At 35.2% G+C, this 17117-nt stretch carries 23 protein-coding genes; 16 read left to right on the top strand and 7 right to left on the bottom strand.

What is annotated here, in order from left to right:
• Positions 1-148: 148 nt before the first annotated feature.
• Positions 149-820 (bottom strand): LexA family transcriptional regulator, encoded by a 672-nt coding sequence (locus QLG01_RS18840; protein WP_005303661.1) that lies wholly within the window; start codon positions 818-820, stop codon positions 149-151.
• A 669-nt stretch (positions 821-1489) separates the two neighbouring features.
• On the opposite strand from QLG01_RS18840, the gene QLG01_RS18835 reads away from it, so the two are divergent.
• The 3 genes from QLG01_RS18835 to QLG01_RS18825 all read left to right on the top strand — a co-directional run bounded on the left by QLG01_RS18835 (position 1490) and on the right by QLG01_RS18825 (position 2919).
• Complete coding sequence (locus QLG01_RS18835; RefSeq protein WP_005303662.1) at positions 1490-1744, top strand: hypothetical protein; 255 nt, start codon at positions 1490-1492, stop codon at positions 1742-1744.
• A 210-nt stretch (positions 1745-1954) separates the two neighbouring features.
• The gene (locus tag QLG01_RS18830; RefSeq protein ID WP_005303665.1) at positions 1955-2344 is read left to right on the top strand and encodes a hypothetical protein; all 390 of its coding nucleotides are present in this window, start codon (positions 1955-1957) and stop codon (positions 2342-2344) included.
• Positions 2345-2373: 29 nt separating this feature from the next.
• The gene (locus QLG01_RS18825; protein ID WP_282497165.1) at positions 2374-2919 is read left to right on the top strand and encodes a glycosyl hydrolase 108 family protein; all 546 of its coding nucleotides are present in this window, start codon (positions 2374-2376) and stop codon (positions 2917-2919) included.
• A gap of 97 nt (positions 2920-3016) precedes the next feature.
• On the opposite strand, the gene QLG01_RS18820 is transcribed toward QLG01_RS18825, so the two are convergent.
• The gene (locus QLG01_RS18820; protein WP_013198450.1) at positions 3017-3634 is read right to left on the bottom strand and encodes a LysE family translocator; all 618 of its coding nucleotides are present in this window, start codon (positions 3632-3634) and stop codon (positions 3017-3019) included.
• A 238-nt stretch (positions 3635-3872) separates the two neighbouring features.
• Between QLG01_RS18820 and QLG01_RS18815 the strand changes: the two genes are divergently transcribed.
• The 4 genes from QLG01_RS18815 (at position 3873) to QLG01_RS18800 (ending at position 7003) form a co-directional block, all read left to right on the top strand.
• The gene (locus QLG01_RS18815) at positions 3873-4805 is read left to right on the top strand and encodes a lauroyl acyltransferase (protein ID WP_013198449.1); all 933 of its coding nucleotides are present in this window, start codon (positions 3873-3875) and stop codon (positions 4803-4805) included.
• 351 nt (positions 4806-5156) lie between these two features.
• A complete protein-coding gene (locus QLG01_RS18810; protein WP_005303678.1) occupies positions 5157-5372 on the top strand; it encodes a cold-shock protein in 216 nt (71 codons plus the stop codon).
• Between the two features lie 216 nt (positions 5373-5588).
• Positions 5589-5813, top strand: a complete 225-nt coding sequence (locus QLG01_RS18805; RefSeq protein WP_262770672.1) for a hypothetical protein — start codon at positions 5589-5591, stop codon at positions 5811-5813.
• Positions 5814-6193: 380 nt separating this feature from the next.
• Positions 6194-7003 (top strand): pyrroline-5-carboxylate reductase dimerization domain-containing protein, encoded by an 810-nt coding sequence (locus tag QLG01_RS18800; protein ID WP_151987405.1) that lies wholly within the window; start codon positions 6194-6196, stop codon positions 7001-7003.
• Between the two features lie 14 nt (positions 7004-7017).
• Here QLG01_RS18800 and QLG01_RS18795 read toward each other — a convergent pair whose 3' ends face one another.
• Positions 7018-7134 (bottom strand): hypothetical protein, encoded by a 117-nt coding sequence (locus tag QLG01_RS18795; protein ID WP_004793556.1) that lies wholly within the window; start codon positions 7132-7134, stop codon positions 7018-7020.
• A 178-nt stretch (positions 7135-7312) separates the two neighbouring features.
• Complete coding sequence (locus QLG01_RS18790; protein ID WP_031945309.1) at positions 7313-7798, bottom strand: Lrp/AsnC family transcriptional regulator; 486 nt, start codon at positions 7796-7798, stop codon at positions 7313-7315.
• 364 nt (positions 7799-8162) lie between these two features.
• On the opposite strand from QLG01_RS18790, the gene QLG01_RS18785 reads away from it, so the two are divergent.
• Positions 8163-8930, top strand: coding sequence for a class I SAM-dependent methyltransferase (locus QLG01_RS18785; RefSeq protein WP_282497164.1), 768 nt, complete (start codon positions 8163-8165; stop codon positions 8928-8930).
• Positions 8931-9212: 282 nt separating this feature from the next.
• Complete coding sequence (locus QLG01_RS18780) at positions 9213-9551, top strand: hypothetical protein (RefSeq protein WP_151768479.1); 339 nt, start codon at positions 9213-9215, stop codon at positions 9549-9551.
• Positions 9552-9772: 221 nt separating this feature from the next.
• Here QLG01_RS18780 and QLG01_RS18775 read toward each other — a convergent pair whose 3' ends face one another.
• Entirely contained in the window at positions 9773-10318 is a 546-nt protein-coding gene (locus QLG01_RS18775; protein WP_282497163.1) for an AAA family ATPase, read from the bottom strand.
• Positions 10319-10472: 154 nt separating this feature from the next.
• On the opposite strand from QLG01_RS18775, the gene QLG01_RS19060 reads away from it, so the two are divergent.
• The 3 genes from QLG01_RS19060 (at position 10473) to QLG01_RS18765 (ending at position 12327) form a co-directional block, all read left to right on the top strand.
• Complete coding sequence (locus QLG01_RS19060; protein ID WP_005076872.1) at positions 10473-10598, top strand: YHYH domain-containing protein; 126 nt, start codon at positions 10473-10475, stop codon at positions 10596-10598.
• Positions 10599-10688: 90 nt separating this feature from the next.
• Positions 10689-11111, top strand: coding sequence for a hypothetical protein (locus QLG01_RS18770; RefSeq protein ID WP_032006546.1), 423 nt, complete (start codon positions 10689-10691; stop codon positions 11109-11111).
• A gap of 661 nt (positions 11112-11772) precedes the next feature.
• Positions 11773-12327, top strand: coding sequence for a TetR/AcrR family transcriptional regulator (locus QLG01_RS18765; protein WP_282497162.1), 555 nt, complete (start codon positions 11773-11775; stop codon positions 12325-12327).
• A gap of 67 nt (positions 12328-12394) precedes the next feature.
• Here the strand turns inward: QLG01_RS18765 and QLG01_RS18760 are convergent, their stop codons facing one another.
• Both QLG01_RS18760 and QLG01_RS18750 read right to left on the bottom strand, forming a co-directional pair.
• Entirely contained in the window at positions 12395-13339 is a 945-nt protein-coding gene (locus tag QLG01_RS18760) for a metal-dependent hydrolase (protein ID WP_282497161.1), read from the bottom strand.
• Between the two features lie 283 nt (positions 13340-13622).
• Positions 13623-13856, bottom strand: coding sequence for a DUF2171 domain-containing protein (locus QLG01_RS18750; RefSeq protein ID WP_004793546.1), 234 nt, complete (start codon positions 13854-13856; stop codon positions 13623-13625).
• 249 nt (positions 13857-14105) lie between these two features.
• Here QLG01_RS18750 and QLG01_RS18745 point away from each other — a divergent pair, with 249 nt between their 5' ends.
• The 4 genes from QLG01_RS18745 to QLG01_RS18730 are packed head-to-tail and all read left to right on the top strand — an operon-like array spanning position 14106 to position 17116.
• Positions 14106-15119 carry an acyl-CoA dehydrogenase gene (locus QLG01_RS18745; protein ID WP_282497159.1) on the top strand — a complete coding sequence of 338 codons (1014 nt, stop codon included), beginning with the start codon at positions 14106-14108 and terminating at the stop codon, positions 15117-15119.
• Positions 15107-15901 carry a PIG-L deacetylase family protein gene (locus QLG01_RS18740; protein WP_282497158.1) on the top strand — a complete coding sequence of 265 codons (795 nt, stop codon included), beginning with the start codon at positions 15107-15109 and terminating at the stop codon, positions 15899-15901. The genes QLG01_RS18745 and QLG01_RS18740 overlap by 13 nt, the downstream gene beginning before the upstream one ends.
• Positions 15876-16475, top strand: coding sequence for a class I SAM-dependent methyltransferase (locus QLG01_RS18735; protein ID WP_013198440.1), 600 nt, complete (start codon positions 15876-15878; stop codon positions 16473-16475). Before QLG01_RS18740 ends, QLG01_RS18735 begins: the two co-directional genes overlap by 26 nt.
• Complete coding sequence (locus QLG01_RS18730) at positions 16472-17116, top strand: glycosyltransferase family A protein (protein WP_282497157.1); 645 nt, start codon at positions 16472-16474, stop codon at positions 17114-17116. Before QLG01_RS18735 ends, QLG01_RS18730 begins: the two co-directional genes overlap by 4 nt.
• Position 17117: the final 1 nt, after the last annotated feature.

The raw sequence follows: 17117 nt of genomic DNA, 5'->3' as shown, positions 1-17117 counted from the left end.
AATGCTTGGCGCTAAAGCTAAAAAACCTATCTCCTTTAAAAGAGATAGGTTTTTTTATATCTATATGGATAATAAACAATTAAAGTTATAAAAAGCAAAAACGTATTAAATTGATAAAATTATTATTTTAATTATATTTAGAACGTCCTTAACCCGCTCGCCAAAATTGACGGCCCATAACCTTAAAGTTCTTTCCATTTTCTTCGGTTACACGGCGGTCTCTAAATTTTTCATTTAAACTATGCAAAATTAAAGAGCCATCAGCTTCTTTAAAAATTTGCTTAATCATTCCTTCCCCTGCAAAGTAAACCGCATAAATCTCGCCATCAATTACTTCAGTTTGAGAGATATCAATACCGACCAGATCTCCATCTTTAATGTAGTCTGTCATACTATCGCCTTTAGCTTTGATAATACGCATGCACTCTTGAGCAACCCGTTTTTCTTTAAAGAATGAAGCAGGGAAAGGAATTTTTCCATTAATTGCATCGAAGTGGAACTCAATAGACTCACCAGTACCACAAGAAAAACTAGCTTCTACTACTTCAATCCAAGCATATTGATCGGTGGATTCAGCACTCACAACTGTAGGGCTAAATACATCACTTTCTCTAAAAGCATCTTCTGTATTGCCAGTCGTTAACCAATAACCATCTACACCTAAAAACTGGGCAATAAGTGGAAGAAACGCAGATTTTAAATTTTTGCCAGACTCTAAAGCTTGATAGGCCGGCTGAGACATTTTTACAGCCTCAGCGACTTCAGCCTGAGTTTTTTTGGCTTTAATTCTAGAATCTTTTAAACGGTCTTTAAGAGCCATAACGGTTACACCAGCAAACTTATAACAAATATATAACTAAAGTTATATCGAGTAAAACAACTATAGTTATTGACTAATAATAACTATAGTTATAATATCAGTTATATCTTCAAATGAATAGATCAAGTTTAAATCCTATTTGAACCACTATTTATTGAATTATCAGCATGTTGAGATGAAAGCTAAATTTATTTTGTTTCTAGAGGAGGCAAAATAGAAGGGAGATAGCTCAATTATTATTTACAGATAGGCTATCAAAACAAAAAATGGAATAAAAAAAAGCCCGATTCCGTGGATCAGGCTTAATGTTCGTCGATAAAGGGTATCAAGAACATGAAGAATTTAGCAAAGATTGTGAGTCGTAACAAAAGTTTCCGATATACGGCAAAGTCTTATTTGAACTTTTTGGTCAAAAAATTAAAGTTCGAAAAAGGCGTAAATGTAAGCGCTTTCATACTTTTTTACAATTTTAGAAAAAGGAATATCTACTTTTAAATGAATGCTTTAAATGCATACCGTTTAGTTCTTTAGGTTTGTTGTACCAGATGAAACGTTTTGAACACACATTTGTAGTCATAGCTTCGCTATATTGCTCAAAGAATGGATCAAAACTTCAAGAATAACAAACGATAAAGATGCCTTATTAAACGTGTGAGTTGGAGATAGTGAATGACTACAGCAATGCAGAACAGAGCTAAACAACTTAAAAATGCAAAACGTGGAGGATATGTCCCGACAATTGCAAAAGACGTAAACAAATACAAGGTACAAAAAATAAAAAGGGCGCTTGAAGAGGCAAAGCTAATTGCAAGTGAGCTTGAAGATGATGCATTCGAATTCGATGATCAAGTCTCAATGCAAAAAGCGATAGGTGCAATCACCGTGATTGAGTTGATTGAACAAGCCTTAAACAGTGCACACTAACAGGCTTTAGCATACAAACATTCTTTCTTGGACCCCTGAAATATGGGGTCAAGGATCAGTTCGTCTTGCAATTTAGCGCGGTTAAAAAAGCGTTAGTGTTTTTTATTGACTGTAATAAAGAAAACTAAGGGTATTTATAGAACCTGAAAAACAACAAGCGAGTAAGCGTGGTGAGTTTTCAAGTTTTACCCTTTAAAGCAGGACAAGATGATGAAAACAGTTCCAACAGGTGGTTTAGCCACATTTTTAGATTTTTATAGCATTGCAATTATGGTGGCTTTAGCAGTCAGCTTAGTTGTGGCAGTCGTGTTGATGATGCGTTTCCCTCGCTCACCACAAGAATGGATTGTTGGGCTGATATGCACAGTCGTTTCAAGCTTAACTGGAGGCTCATTTATCATCATGAAATGGAATTTACATGAATGGGTATCGGATATTTGGGGAATGATCACACTATGTGGATTCTTCTTCATTTGCGGTTTGCCGGGCTGGGCTATTGTGAGATGGATATTTAATTTCATCAATAAACAAGAAGGGAAAACGATTGTGGAAGTCATCAAAGACTTAAAAAAAGCGAAAGATGATCTGCAAAATAGCTAAAACAGTTTCAATGATATAGGTAAAATAAAATGAATATTGACCAATACTTAGAAGCAATCATAGACAGAGAAGGTGGATATATTAATCATCCATCAGACCATGGGCATGCCACCAAATTTGGCATTACCGAGGCAGTCGCTCGATCAAACGGATATCAAGGTGATATGAGAGATTTACCTTTAGCCGTGGCCAAGTCTATTTATAAACAACAATATTGGTTTGAACCCCAATTTGACCAGATCAATAAAATTAGCCCTGCTATTGCAGAAGAGTTACTTGATACGGCTATAAATTGTGGAGTCAACTTTGCAAAGGCTTTGTTACAACGTGCTCTAAATCTGCTAAATAAGCAGGGTGAGGAGGGCTGGCCAAATCTTACCTTAGATGGTCAATATGGACCTCGCACTATTCAAGCACTGAGTACATATTTGAACAGGCGTAATAAAGACGGAGAAACGGTCTTACTACGCGTTTTAAATATTATGCAAGGGCAGCACTATATCGAAATTACAGAGAAGAACCCAAATTACGAAGACTTCTTTTATGGATGGATCTTAAACAGGGTAGCGTTGTAAAAATTGTAGTTAGATAAAAATATGTTAATAGACAAAAGACTTGAAAAGCCTAACCATGAGTTGAGGCTTTTCAAATAATCATATGTCGAGTAATGATTTATTGTGCAATGAGTAAAACTGCAAGAAGAAAGAAAATAGCACCGCTAATTTTATTGAGTATAGAAAAATTATTTCCAGCCAACATCTTTTCTTTAAAAATTGAAGAGAAATTTGCATAGACCAAATGAATTAAAAATCCAATAAAACAAAAGGTTAAAGATAGAACTAAAAACTGAGTTAAAATTTCTTTCTTGATATCAATGAATTGAGGGAATAGAGCAATAAAAAATACGATTGTTTTGGGGTTAAGCAAAGATGCAAGTAGGCCTTGATAAAAGAGTCTCGATTTACTTACATTTTTATCGCTTTGCTGATCAGTGATTAAATCTTGCGATGGCGTTTTTTTGCTGAAATTTTTATATCCAAGGTACATTAAATAAAATGCACCAATAAATTTTAAAACCGTAAAAATAGTTGGGTTGCTGGTAATAATAAGACCTACACCACTAGCGGAAATTACAGCAATTACAAACATACCAATGATTAAGCCGCTAATACCGAATAGAGCAGTTTTAACACCATAATTAATTGAATTTGTGACAGTAAATAAAACGCCAGGTCCGGGGCTTAGGAGAGTAAGAAATGCAATTGTTATAAAGACTAAAAGACCGCTCACGCTGATATATCCTATTTATCAATGAGACAAGATTATGCGATTACTTTAAATGAGAAAATAAGTTATGTATACAGACAGTTATGTATATTTAAGGCTGAAATAGATTAAATGTTTAAAATATGCATTTTGATAAATAGGTAGGGTAATAAAAAGCTTATTACTCAAAGCAACATAAACATACAACCCCAACAGCAGGGGGTGTTAGTATGCTAAACCTATACCTCAAGAAATATACAGCATGACGAAAAAAGAACGGCAGTTTAAATCTGGCGAATTTCGATTTTCCTTTTTATCGTTTAAATATTGGGGTATATGGTTTTTAGCATTTATTCTGATGTGTTTTGCGATGTTACCTTGGGCAATTCAATGGCGTCTTGCCGATCTTTTATCAAAAATAGCATGGAAATCTTTAGGTTCAAGAAGAAAAACAACATTACGTAATTTAGAAGCCTGCTTTCCTGAAAAAACACCTATGCAAATTGAGGTGAAAGCCAAACAGGTTTTTGTAGATACTCTCACGGGTGTATTTGAAGCCTTAAATGCTTGGTACAGTCCAAACTGGTTTAAAAGCCGTGTTCACATAGATGGATTAGAGAATTTAACCAATAATCAGGAAAATGGCGTACTACTATTAGGCACCCATAGTACGCTTTTAGACGCTGGTGGAGCAGCTTGTACCTTATTTTTTAATATGGACGTGGTTTACAGACCTCAAAATAATCCCTTTTTAGATTTTCTAATTCATCGCAGCCGCGCAAGAGTCTATAAAAACCAGATTGCTCGAGACAACATGCGTGGACTTATCCAGAACCTTAAACATGGTCATGCTATATGGTATAGCCCAGATCAGGACTTTGGCTTAAAACAAGGTGTAATGGCCTCATTTTTCGGAATACAGGCGGCTACCGTGACCGCTCACCGTAGATTGATGGATATCTCAAAAGCAGCAGCAGTACCTTTATACTTTTATAGAAGTGGCGATATTAGAAACCCTCAATATCATGTTCTCGTGGAACCTAAATTAGAAAATTTTCCGAGTGGATGTGAAGTGAGTGATGCTGAAAGAGTCAACAAGATTATTGAGAATCAAATTCGTATTGCCCCTACGCAATACATGTGGTTCCATCGACGCTTTAAGACGCGCCCTGCTGGTGAAAAGAAATTTTATTGATGGTTTTTATAGGGAAATAGCACTGATATGGGACTTCTTTCGATTAAAATGAAACAAAATTTGACTTTTAATTGAAAGGAATCTTAATTAAATCAATGTGAAAGGTGAATCGGGGAGTGGGTAGAATTTTTCTTGCTTTAATTATTTTGAATATCGATTGCAAATGCTTATGAAGCGTGTATTATCGAGCATAACTAACAAAATATTCTTGTCATAATAAATTTCTATTTGCGCAGTTTTATATTTATAATCCTTGGGTTTCTTCAGATATTTAATTTTTGACATCTATTTTTTAGTTAAATTGGTTTCCCAATAATAAGTTATAATATTTTAAGATTTAGGATATAACATATGTCTACTAGTACTGGTACAGTAAAATGGTTCAATGAAACTAAAGGTTTTGGTTTTATTGTGACTGATGAAGGTAAAGATATTTTTGCTCATTTTACTGATATTCAAACACAAGGTTTTAAAGTTCTATTAGAAGGTCAACGTGTTGAGTTTACCGTAGTACAAGGTAAAAAAGGCCCTCAAGCTTCAAATATTGTGATTCTTCAAAACTCATAAATAAAGCGTTTAATTGATTTAAATATATTATTTAAATAAAATATATTCAAGTCTAAAGCATTTTATTAGAGTTTAAAAAAGCCCACTTTAGTCTTGTGGGTTTTTTATAAGTTTTAATTCAACTTATATTTAAAAAAAGAAGTATAAAAATACTCTTATCAAAGTGCTTCTAAATTTTTATGTTAAAATATAACGAATTAGGTGTATGGTATTAAAATGGATATTTGTATTGGCGGTATTTTTGACGGTCAGAAAATAGAAAACAATAATGATTTCTTTAAGGTTGAAGAGCATTATTCAGACAATAGTTCTAAATATATTAGACAACACTTCCACTTGTTTGGACAAATTTTTAGCTTCTGGGTATGTGAAGAGGTTGATTTAAGTCAAGCAATAAGAAAAGCCGAGAGTATTTTAAAAAAGAAAAATGAAAATATTTAGCTAATAAATTAAAATAATTTTACTGCTGTCTATTATTTTAAAGATTTTCTTATTAATTTAATTGAAATAGATTTAATGAGTAAACTTTAATTTTTGAAAAACAATGATTTTATTTTATAGCTTCAAATAGTATTTACAATATTTTAGTATTGGTTACAGACCATTACAATTTGTGAGTGGAATTTGCTAAATATAGTTATACATTAGGCGTAAGCTAAAGTTGTTTTATTTATTGCGCAAATAAAACAAAGCCCACTTTAATAAAATATTTTATTAAAGTGGGCTCTTTATTCAGACGGTCATCTTTAATTCAACATTCATAATTAAACTATAGATAATATTTATTGTTATAGCCTCGCTTAGAAAGGAAAACATTTTAAATGTTAAGTGAAGTACAACCTAATATTTGCTTTATTGGCAGTAGTAATTTAGCTTTGGCTTTAATCGGAGGAATGGTTTTAAAAGGGTTTAACAAAGAAAAAATACACTTAATTGAAGAGAAAAAAATTAATGATACACATGCTTTGAAGCAAAAAGAAAATGGTTTAAAAAAAGCTGATATTGTTGTGTTGTTACTCGATCCAAAACAATTAAAAGAGATACTTGCGCCGTTTAAAAAATGGTTAGCAAATAAGATTATTGTTTCTATGATGGCAGGGATTGATATTGCGCACCTATCCAGTTTTACAGGTTCAAAGAAAATCGTTCGTGTGATTTCAAATCCGCCTGTACTGACCCATGTTGGTACTCACGTGCTGATTGCTTCAGAGCAAATGGACCAGCTTGATAAAGACTTAATTGAAACCTTGTATTCTGCAACGGGCCAGACTTTTTGGGCGCCGTCTGAAACACAAAGTGATGCCATTATTGCATTATCAGGTTCAGGGCCAGCTTACTTTTTCTATATTTTAGATAGCATGATTAAGACAGGTGTTTCATTAGGGCTAGATAAACAATTCGCCTTAGATCTTGCGCTTCAAGCGGCTACTGGCGCAGTCGAAATGATTCGTAAAAGTAATGTTCCACCAGCGGAGTTATGTGGAAAGGTCACTTTAGCAAATGGGATTACCGAATCTGCTTTACGAATGTTTGAATTAGGCAATGTGTCTGATGATATACGTTTAGCAATGAGGGCCGCATATCATCGTAGCAAAGAAATTACTTCAGAAATTATTTCTGAGGCTCGTTAACGCTTTTTAGCAAACTAGGCCTTTAAGAAGTATTCCCAAATAATGAAACCTAAGCCAAACCCAATAAAAGAGTAGAGAGTAATAATAAAGAATACAAAACTGGCCTTATTTTTTTTCTTCAAAATGTTCATGGCGATGCCTCCAATTCAGATTAATTTTATTATGGAGATGAGGAGGCTGTAATCATAGATACAGAATTTTTTAAAAAAAATATAACAGAGCCTAAATCTGTTATCGCTTAAGCCGCTTAACTGAATAAGAAATTTTGAATCAATAGTTTAAGTCGATGCGCTATAGGCCTTATACCTTTTATTCAATTAACATTAAATCGGCGGTATTGGCAGATTTAAGAGGGCGTAGGGCAAAGGTCGAACGGGTGTGTCGAATTCCCTTAATTGAATAGAGTTTTTTTCGTAAAAAACGTTCGTAATGGTCAGCATCTTTTACTGCTACTTTAACCAAATAATCATAATCACCTGTAACCAGATGAGCTTCTACAACTTCTGGTATGTCGGCTAATGCTTCGCTGAAATTTTCTAGCATTTCATCGTCATGGCGTTCTAAAGTAATTTCTATGAAGAATACTTCATGAATACCAATCGCTTTTGGGTTTACGTTTACCGTATAACCTTCAATAATTTTTAAAGTTTCCAGACGTTTCAGTCGTGTCCAGCATGGTGAAGATGAAAGACCGACTTCTTCTGCTAATTGAGCAACGGTTAGACGGCCATTACCGCGTAATGCAGATAAAATTTTCCGATCTATACGATCTAGTGTGTATTCTGTTCTGTTCAAAATATAAACCAAAGAAGAATCTTCTGATAAAATTAAATATACTTCATTTTTATGCTGCGAATATTTAAAAATATTAAAAAATACAGGAAACATTTTGAGTTAAAGGTACATACACTAGTTCTATGCATCGAACTCTCTGGATAAGGGTTGTGATGGAGCAAAGAGCACTGTTTCAGTAAGGGTGACTAAACAGTGCTCTTTGCGGATCTCTTCTGAGTTCTTAAATCTATTTTTATTAATTGTCTTTGTGTATTAAAACAAATTAAATAATAACTTTTATTTATCAATTGAAGAAAAACTAATCATTATTTTTTATCTAACTTTTGCTTTATGGTGATTTCATTGCAAAGTAGGAAGCAAGGTTATGATCACCCAGCACGATATAAACCAAAAACAATATCAAAATAAATCTTTAGACTATTTGAATAGCCAAGCTCATTCTGAAGGAATTGAATTTAATAAATTTATTCATGAAATTCAGAAATATGAAAAGGCTGTCGTTCTAGATTTAGGCTGTGGTGGTGGTCATGTCTCTTATAATGTTGCTCCACATGCTGATCTCGTCTTTGCCTACGATTTATCTCATGAAATGTTAGACACAGTGTCTAAGGCAGCTAGCCAGCGCAAATTAAAAAACATCTTTGTGCAGCAGGGCATTGCTGAAGATATGCCTTTTAGTGATCAGCAGTTTGATGTCGTGATTAGCCGATATTCAGCTCATCACTGGCAGCATGTTCCGACTGCAATGAAAGAAGTAAATCGTGTTCTTAAGCCAGATGGCATTGTTATTTTTGTAGATATTATTAGTTCTAGTTCGCCTATATTAGATACGTTTTTACAGACGATTGAGACTATTCGAGACCCAAGTCACGTAAGAAACTATAGTGTGAAAGAGTGGGTCTATTTTATTGAAGATGCCGGCTTTGACTTAGTGGGTTTAGACAAACAAACGCTTTCTTTAGACTTTGATAGTTGGGTAAAGCGTATGAAAACTCCTGAAGATCAAATTAAAACGTTACGCTATTTGCAAGAAGGTTCATCTGACCTCGTTAAGAAGTATTTCAAAATTCAAAGTGACGGTAGCTTTGAAAGCCATGTGGGGTATTTTGTCTTTAAGACGTTAGGGTTTTAACATTGTGTAATGAGTAAGGGTTTTAGTCGATAAGAAATGAATGAAATATCGCTAAAACTCTTTACTTGAATAACTTGGATTATATTAAAGAAGATTAGAAAAAATTTAATATCATTTATTTGAGAAAACTTAATCACACAATTTTTTTAAGGTGATTAAGTATTCAAAAGAGAAGAGGATTTATCTAATTTTCTTATTATTAATAGACACTTATAAGTAATTATTATTTAATACGCCCGCAACATTATCACTAATACTTTTAATAACTTTGTCGGGGAAATAATGCGTAATATTTTAGTAACAGTTTTCACTTTATTGGTAGCAACATCAGTTTATGCTGAACAAGAGCCTAAAACTTATATACAGCGAACAACTTGCGAGAGAACAGTACAACTACATGGTTTTTTAAGCCGTGCTCAACTTGATTGTAATTATCACTATACTTCACAAGAATTAGTTCATGAATCTGACAAATGTACTAAACATGAACTAGGTGAAAAATATGGTAGAGAAGTTATGAGATTAGGTATGGACCAATTTGAAGCACGCAAGAGAGGAGATATGAAAGGCCAATTATGTAGTACGGTTTTAAAAGAGTTTCCAAACTATATTAAAAAATAAAATAAGGTTTTAAAGACCTCATCTAGCAAGCCGATAAAATGGATTTAATTATTCATTTTATCGGTGTTTCACCCTATATAATTTGCCAATTAAACCCGATAATAAACTTTAATAATTCACCGAATATCACATTGACACTTAAAACCTCTCTTATTATTCTCTGCGGCGGAACGAGAGGGGGGACATCTTCGGATGTGCTGATTTTTGGGTAAATCAGTCTGCTAACCCTTTCTCGTTCTATCGTTATGATTCAATGAAGCGGATAAATTATTTTTAAAAACTGTCTGAATAATATTTGTAGCTTTTGAAAAATTATTAAAAGAAATAACCTTTCTCGAGAGTTGATTATTACTACTCAGAAATTTTTCTAAACGTTTATCAAAACTATGTGAAAAATGAATCAACTCGATTGTGTTTTTTAGAGTCTCTTTAGGGCTTTTACCTGTAACTACAGACTTTAGGTAACGTTGAAGTAGCCTTGTTGTTCTTAAATAAAGAGGTACTTCCATCTTTAAAATTAAAGAGCACTCAAGAAGTAGTGGAAGTAAACGTTTATCGTAAGCTCCCTCTACAATCCAACTATTTTGTAAGGTGATTTGTTTAATACCAAATGAGATAGTTTCTTCGGAATTTTTTACAAATTCAGTTCCACTTAAGTCCCAATAGACTTCATCAAATGCATGAGCAGGTATCTTTAATTCTTTCGCTAATTTCTTAGCGATAGTTGTTTTACCAGCACCAGAAGGGCCTACAATACAAATTTTCATGGTTTATCTTTTTAAAGGGATATATCAACAAACTAGTTATAAATCGAAACTAGACTAAAGTTTATAAGTCACTCATCTGTTTTATCAAAGCCTAATAATTTTATTTTGTACAATAAAAACTCAATTATAATTCCAACTTGAAGGAAATAAACTCATGAAAAAACTTTTATTCATTTGTCTAATCGGTTTAGCAGTTACACAGGTTAATGCTCATTCTGGGGGTACAAACTCTAAAGGATGCCATACGAATAGTAAAACTGGTGACCATCATTGTCATTAAATAAGGGTATGAAAGAGTAAGCTGACTTCTGGTTTACTCTTTTTAATATCTTTAGTTTTATATTTTTTATGAATAATAAGAGGAAAAAGAATGGAAATGGTATTAGGAGTATTTGGCCTATTGGTTTTATTTTTAATATTAAGTAAAAAGCATAAGAAGAAAAATCTCAGTGGTGAAAGATCAATAGTCTATTTGGTTGATATTGTTGGGGAGCAATCTTATCAAGCAAATTTAAGAAAGATTGCTGGGCCTAAACAAGAAAATTCAAAATATGTAGAAGTAATGGCTAGAGTTGTTTCTGAACCTTTTAATGCTTATGACAAGAACGCAGTTAAAATTGAAATTAATGGTTTAACAGTTGGTTATTTAAGTAGGGATGATGCCAAACTATTAGCTGGTAAAGTGATAAATAAGACTGTGCCAGCTTTAATTAATGGTGGTTGGCTTGATAACGATAGTGAAGGTAGCTATGGCGTAAAACTCGGTATTCAAAGTCTTAATGAATTAATATAATGAATATAACGAAGTGCATTTTTAAGTTTACCTTACATTGTTAAATCTAAAAAAATAAAAGTATCCTCTAAGGTATTAATAAATCTTTTTTCTCATGTTTTTAAAGCTTTATTTGTAGCCAATATCACATTGACACCTAAAACCCCTCCGATTATGCTTTGCCTGCTGGCCTACATTGCCAGCCGGTTTTAGCAGACCGAGAGCGTATAGCGCATCAAAAAAGCAATTTTTTGGTGGCGAACTCGTTCGTCCCCCCTTCGTAGCGGTAGGACGGAAGGGGGACGCCTTGTGCGTGCTGGTTCTATATGCCCAGTCTGCTAACCCCCTTTCGTTCTGCCACCATAATCATTTAGCAGTGATTGGCAGAAATTTTATGCATATAGGAGTTCGCTCATGCGTACTATTTCTTCTCATTTATTGGTCTTTGCCAAACTCTCTCTATCTATACCGCCTAATTGGTCTTTAAAACGGTTTAACCGACTCTAGGTTTTCTACAACCTTAGCTCGTTACGACTAAAAAATCATAGCAACAATAAAACCTGAGATAGCTTAGGCACATTTTTGTGCTGCTTTTGCATGCCTGTTTTTAGCACTCATTTTAAGAGTGACGGCATTTCTATCTCTTTTAGATACAACAAAAAATTATTTAAACGGTATTCCTATGCCAAATTTAGAATCTTCATTTAGAGCACTCAGAGTGCTTCACACCGCAAAAGACTTATTTAATCAATATGGGTTTCATAAGGTCGGGGTCGACCAAATTATTGCCGAAGCCAAAGTTGCAAAGGCTACTTTTTACAACGACTTTCACTCAAAAGCACGACTCATCGAGATGTGTCTTACTTTTCAAAAAGACGCGCTCAAAGTAAAAGTGTTTTCCATTATTAATTCTTACCGTGAGCAAATGGTGCTCGATAAACTTAAGCAGATTTACCTTTTACATGCCGATTTAAATGGCTTTTATCATTTACCATTTAAAGCAATTTTTGAAATTGAAAAGCTCTATCCAGTTGCCTATAAAGTTGTGGTTGACTATAGAAACTGGTTCGTTAACGAAATCTATAAGTTGCTCTTAACCTTAAAAGCTACGGTCTCCATCCAAGATGCTTACATGTTTTTATTTATGATTGATGGGGCGATGGTCCAGCTTTTAGATAAAAATGCGGTAGATGAAAGAGATCGGTTGTTGGATTATTTCTTTTTGAATTTTGCTTAAGCGATAAACTCACCTAAGAAAAAGCCTCCAAACAAGGAGGCTTTTTAATTTAAATAAAGATAGCTGCTTAGCTTAATGTTGCTGGTTTTGTAGCTTGTGCCATTCCTTCAAAATATTGAACGGCAGGCGAACGAGCCATATAAGCCAAAGCTTGCTCGGTGTCACCTTCATGAAGTGGGTTAAATTTTGGAGAAACCCATCTTAATGTCGCTTTCCATAAATATTTAATGGTCGGTAAGTTGTCTGAGCGAGTCGCAGTTTTTTCAAATTCACGAATAATTTTGAAGTAGCCACGACGCATTAGTTTTTGAATGTCTTCGTGTTCTAAATCTTGTTGGCCTAAACTACGCGCAAAGTCAGCAAGGAAATAAATAAACAGTGGGAAAACAGCCGCCATAATCACTTGGCGCGACACATAAAAACCAAACTTGTTTGTTAATAGGTGTTCAAATAAGTCGTAGGCAACACAACGATGCTCAACTTCTTCAGCCAAATGCCAACGGAACAAATCTGCCATTGCTGGGTCTGCGCTATCCCAAGACTTACTATCAAGTGTCCATTGACCAATAGTTCCGGTAAAGTGCTCAATTGCAGCAATCACACCTACTCGAAAAAGTAACCAATATTCATCGAGCTTTTCGCCTTTTAAAAAGGGCATACCTAAAGGTTTGTCACCCAATAAAATGTTAAACACAAAATGGGCACGGTTAAGAGTTTCTTGAATGTCGTAGCCATTTTCACGTAAGAAGTCCTGAGCCTTTTCGTGGGCACGTGCATGAGCTGCTTCTTGACGAACAAAGCCAATCACTTCTTGTTTTAAGGTTTCATTGGTAATCAAGGGAAGGGTTTTATTAAACACGCGGCAAAACCAAAACTCACCAGCCGGCAAGAGCATATTAATACCATTTGCTACATGTGAGCATAGCGGATCATTTGGCATCCAACACACAGATGACTCCGCGAAATCAAAATGTACTTTTCGAGCTTTAAGCTGATGATTCCCTGTGATCATATACGTCACCCTATTCATAATTATTCATTTAATGCGAATGGACAATTTTTAGCATTAAGTAAAATCGATCACCATGTGAGTAAAGGACAAAAACATCTATCGAAAGGCTTAAAGAGATAAAAACGGTCTAAGACAGAGATTTCATAAATAAAAAAAGGCTCCTTATGAAAAGGAGCCTTCAGTTTGGGGAGTTAGGCTTTAAAGTTTCTAAGCCTCTTTATTTTTCTAAGCTAAATCGCTTTATTATAAATTTCACGTTAAGTCACGTATCGTGCTTTAAAGTCTAGATCGCTTGCCACTGATCTTTAACTTCTTCTGAATTTTTATTCAGAATGACTTGGTTTTCTTTCACTTCACCAATCCATCCAGTAGGAATAAGGTGGTGTTGACCGCTTTCGTCTCGAGTCAGCTTTAATTGGTTTTCGCCATCAAGATGGTCGACTGTACCTACTTTAGTACCACAAGAAGCAATAACGTCTGCGTGTTTTTTAATATCATTAATATTTAAAGTACTCATTTTAGACCTCTTCTTTAGAAATAGAAAAACGGTAAGACTTAAATTACTTTAAATAATTGGATAAATCAGGGGTTTTTAATAAACCTTACAGGATGGGTTTATAAGTTCACTTAATAAATATATTCGAGTAACAATGAAATAATTAGATATAAAACTAATAATATTTATCTTTTTATTACAATTTACATGTTTATTTAAACAGAAGTATTTAGATAAGGTTAAACCAAGTCTTATAAATAATTATTTGCAATGAATATTAAAATACCTATAAATGTGACGATATTAAGTGTCTTGAGTGAATTTGAATCTGCCTTAGCTGAAGATAAAACCAAGCTTCGTATAGATTTACTCTCTCAATTGGTAAATTTAGCGAAAAATTTGCCTCATCCAGCTTCGGGTCAGACCTATCAACGTTGGCAGCTTTTTGCTCAAATTGCTGGAGTCGATTTAAGTTTGGCGAAGCTTTTTGAGTCGCATTGCGATGCTTTAAGCATTTTAAGTGAATTGGGTTATCACCCAGAAATAGATGACCAGCTTTGGGCTGTGTGGGCAGCAGACGGTGGACCAGCTCCATTGCAAGTGAAAGATAACCTGTGTAATGGCATAAAGCCTTGGTGTTCTGGGGCAGAGTTTATTCAAAAAGTTTTGATGAGTTATAAAAATCAACAAGGGCAGGCGCAGCTTTGTATTGTTGACTTAAGTCATTCTTCTATTACCACGGACTCAAGCCACTGGCATGCAGTCGGGATGAATGCGACGCAAACTGCAAGAGTAAGTTTTGAAAATACACCTGTTAAATTGATCGGTCACCCAAATAGTTATTTAAAACGTCCAGGCTTTTGGCATGGTGCAGCAGGTGTTGCGGCTTGTTGGTATGGTGCCGCCGTTGGTTTAGCTGGTTTTTTACAAGAAAGTTGTCAGGTTAGTCCGAATCCTTTTAAAAAACTGTACTTGGGAGAGGTCGCTCATCAATTAGAAATTACTAAGCAATATTTTCAATATGTTGCTGAACTGATTGACAGCAAACCCAAGCTCAATCATGAGCGGGAAATACGAATACTACGCGCCCAAACAGAACAATGCTGTCTGAGTGTGGTTGAGCGAGTAGGTAAAGCGTTAGGTGCTCGTCCTTTTTGTGAAGATGCTACTTTTGCACAGCTCATGGCTGATTTGCCTGTGTTTATCAGACAAAGTCATGCTGCTTTTGACTACCAGCAAATTACAGAACTCTGTTTATCGGACCAAAGCCTATGGGAACTTTAAAACATCCTTTGGTCGAAGACCGCATTATTTTTGGTGAGGGTACATCCAAAGAGCAATGGTTAAATGCATTTCAACAACAACCTTTAGCGGCTTTAGATCTTGAGTTATTTCACTCTAAAAGGGTGGTGATTGTTGCTCCACATCCTGATGATGAGGTGCTTGGTTGCGGTGGTTTAATGCAGCAACTTATTGCGCTGAATTGTAAGATCCTCATTTTAGCGGTAAGTAACGGCACCCAAAGCCATCCTAACTCTACAAAATATCCTCCAGATCAGCTCAATATTCTTCGTCCGCAAGAAAGCTTGGCAGCCTTAAAGTGTTTAGGAGTAGCCGAGTCAACCGAGCATGTAGAGCTTAATTTGTTAGATGGTCAGATTCATTTACAAACCGATCAACTGTGGCAGAGTTTAGAGCAGATCGTTCAAGCCGACGATATTCTAATTTGTAGCTATGCGTTTGATGGTCACCCAGACCATGAAGCCGTTGGTAAAACCGTACAAGCTTATGCAACCGCTAAGCAACTTCTATGTTTACACGTATTAATTTGGGCTTGGCATTGGGCAAAGCCTTTAGACTCTCGAATTGATTGGTATCGAGCAAAAGCCTATCACTTAACCGAAGAACAGCTAACTAAAAAACATCAAGCAATTTTGCAGTTTAAAACCCAACTTGAAGCAGATGAAACCACGGGTAATGCCCCGGTTCTTTCTTCAAGTGCAATTAAACGTCTTTTAATGCCTTATGAGGTTTATTTGAGTGATTCATTCTCGCATGTACTTTGAAGATTTATATCGTCATAACAGTGATCCGTGGGGCTATGACTCTCATTGGTATGAAGCTCGTAAAAGACAAATTTGTCTCGCGCTGCTGACAAGACCTCGTTACTCAAAAGTGTTAGAAGTGGGCTGTTCAAATGGACATTTAAGTTTTCATTTGGCGCAAAGAGCCGGGCAACTGCTGTGTATAGATGTCTCTGAGAGTGCTGTTCGCTTAGCGTCCGAGCGCCTAAAAGAGTTTGAGCATGTGGTTGTTGAAAATAGAAAAATACCTGAAGACTACTCAATTCAAAAATTCGACCTTATTTTAATTAGTGAGATGGCCTATTACTTATCTGCTGATGAGTTGCAGCAGTTTATTGAAAAGTTAAAACATAGTTTAAATGATGACGGTGAGATTCTTTGTTGTCATTGGCGTCATGAAATTCAAGATTTTGAATTAAATGCAGAAAAAGTCCATCAAGGCTTTCAGCAACATTTTCCATTTCATCACTATCTCAGTTTAAACGATCCAGATTTTATGATTGATCTATGGACGGCGAACACTTCCTCTTTAGCACAGCAGGAAAAACTAAGATGAAAATAGGTATCGTCATTCCAGCGCATAACGAAGAGCACTATTTATCTGCTTGTTTGCACTCTATTCAGGTCGCTATAGATAATATTAGCGGTTATGACGTAGAAGTGATTGTGGTACTGGATAACTGTACAGATCAGTCGCGGTTGATTGTACAAAGCCATCAAATCAATTGGATTGAATGTAACTACGCATGTGTTGGGCAAGCACGAGATTTAGGAATTCGCCATTTAATTGGGCGTGGCGTGACATGGATTGCATGTACGGATGCAGACACAGTCGTTAGTCCTGATTGGCTACGCTATCAAATCCAGCACCAACCTACAGATGCAATTTGCGGTACTGTAACGCTCGACGATTTTAGTCATCTCTCTATAACGAAACGGCAAAAATATTTAGCGCATTATAAAGATCAGATGGATCACGCGCATATTCACGGGGCAAATTTAAGTTTTAGTGCAGAGGTTTATCTTTTGGTAGGTGGCTTTGAGCCTATTTCATGCCATGAAGATGTATCTTTAATCAAAAAATTGATCAAGCATTGTTGCAATATTACTTGGAGTAATCTGGTGCGAGTGACAACGAGTAGTCGCTTAAACGGGCGTGCGCCTCAGGGTTTATCGTACTTTTTAAATAATCTCTAAT

Origin of the sequence: Acinetobacter sp. V89_4 (assembly GCF_029967875.1) — a bacterium.
In the GTDB taxonomy this organism is placed as follows: Bacteria; Pseudomonadota; Gammaproteobacteria; order Pseudomonadales; family Moraxellaceae; genus Acinetobacter; species Acinetobacter oleivorans.
This window is presented reverse-complemented; position numbering and strand designations above follow the sequence as displayed.

Excerpts from the sequence above, each read along its gene's own strand:
- QLG01_RS18840 (WP_005303661.1), bottom strand. The coding sequence starts at position 820 with ATGGCTCTTAAAGACCGTTTAAAAGATTCTAGAATTAAAGCCAAAAAA.
- QLG01_RS18835 (WP_005303662.1), top strand. The coding sequence starts at position 1,490 with ATGACTACAGCAATGCAGAACAGAGCTAAACAACTTAAAAATGCAAAA.
- QLG01_RS18830 (WP_005303665.1), top strand. The coding sequence starts at position 1,955 with ATGAAAACAGTTCCAACAGGTGGTTTAGCCACATTTTTAGATTTTTAT.
- QLG01_RS18825 (WP_282497165.1), top strand. The coding sequence starts at position 2,374 with ATGAATATTGACCAATACTTAGAAGCAATCATAGACAGAGAAGGTGGA.
- QLG01_RS18815 (WP_013198449.1), top strand. The coding sequence starts at position 3,873 with ATGACGAAAAAAGAACGGCAGTTTAAATCTGGCGAATTTCGATTTTCC.
- QLG01_RS18810 (WP_005303678.1), top strand. The coding sequence starts at position 5,157 with ATGTCTACTAGTACTGGTACAGTAAAATGGTTCAATGAAACTAAAGGT.
- QLG01_RS18805 (WP_262770672.1), top strand. The coding sequence starts at position 5,589 with ATGGATATTTGTATTGGCGGTATTTTTGACGGTCAGAAAATAGAAAAC.
- QLG01_RS18800 (WP_151987405.1), top strand. The coding sequence starts at position 6,194 with ATGTTAAGTGAAGTACAACCTAATATTTGCTTTATTGGCAGTAGTAAT.
- QLG01_RS18795 (WP_004793556.1), bottom strand. The coding sequence starts at position 7,134 with ATGAACATTTTGAAGAAAAAAAATAAGGCCAGTTTTGTATTCTTTATT.
- QLG01_RS18785 (WP_282497164.1), top strand. The coding sequence starts at position 8,163 with ATGATCACCCAGCACGATATAAACCAAAAACAATATCAAAATAAATCT.
- QLG01_RS18780 (WP_151768479.1), top strand. The coding sequence starts at position 9,213 with ATGCGTAATATTTTAGTAACAGTTTTCACTTTATTGGTAGCAACATCA.
- QLG01_RS18775 (WP_282497163.1), bottom strand. The coding sequence starts at position 10,318 with ATGAAAATTTGTATTGTAGGCCCTTCTGGTGCTGGTAAAACAACTATC.
- QLG01_RS19060 (WP_005076872.1), top strand. The coding sequence starts at position 10,473 with ATGAAAAAACTTTTATTCATTTGTCTAATCGGTTTAGCAGTTACACAG.
- QLG01_RS18770 (WP_032006546.1), top strand. The coding sequence starts at position 10,689 with ATGGAAATGGTATTAGGAGTATTTGGCCTATTGGTTTTATTTTTAATA.
- QLG01_RS18765 (WP_282497162.1), top strand. The coding sequence starts at position 11,773 with ATGCCAAATTTAGAATCTTCATTTAGAGCACTCAGAGTGCTTCACACC.
- QLG01_RS18760 (WP_282497161.1), bottom strand. The coding sequence starts at position 13,339 with ATGATCACAGGGAATCATCAGCTTAAAGCTCGAAAAGTACATTTTGAT.
- QLG01_RS18750 (WP_004793546.1), bottom strand. The coding sequence starts at position 13,856 with ATGAGTACTTTAAATATTAATGATATTAAAAAACACGCAGACGTTATT.
- QLG01_RS18745 (WP_282497159.1), top strand. The coding sequence starts at position 14,106 with ATGAATATTAAAATACCTATAAATGTGACGATATTAAGTGTCTTGAGT.
- QLG01_RS18740 (WP_282497158.1), top strand. The coding sequence starts at position 15,107 with ATGGGAACTTTAAAACATCCTTTGGTCGAAGACCGCATTATTTTTGGT.
- QLG01_RS18730 (WP_282497157.1), top strand. The coding sequence starts at position 16,472 with ATGAAAATAGGTATCGTCATTCCAGCGCATAACGAAGAGCACTATTTA.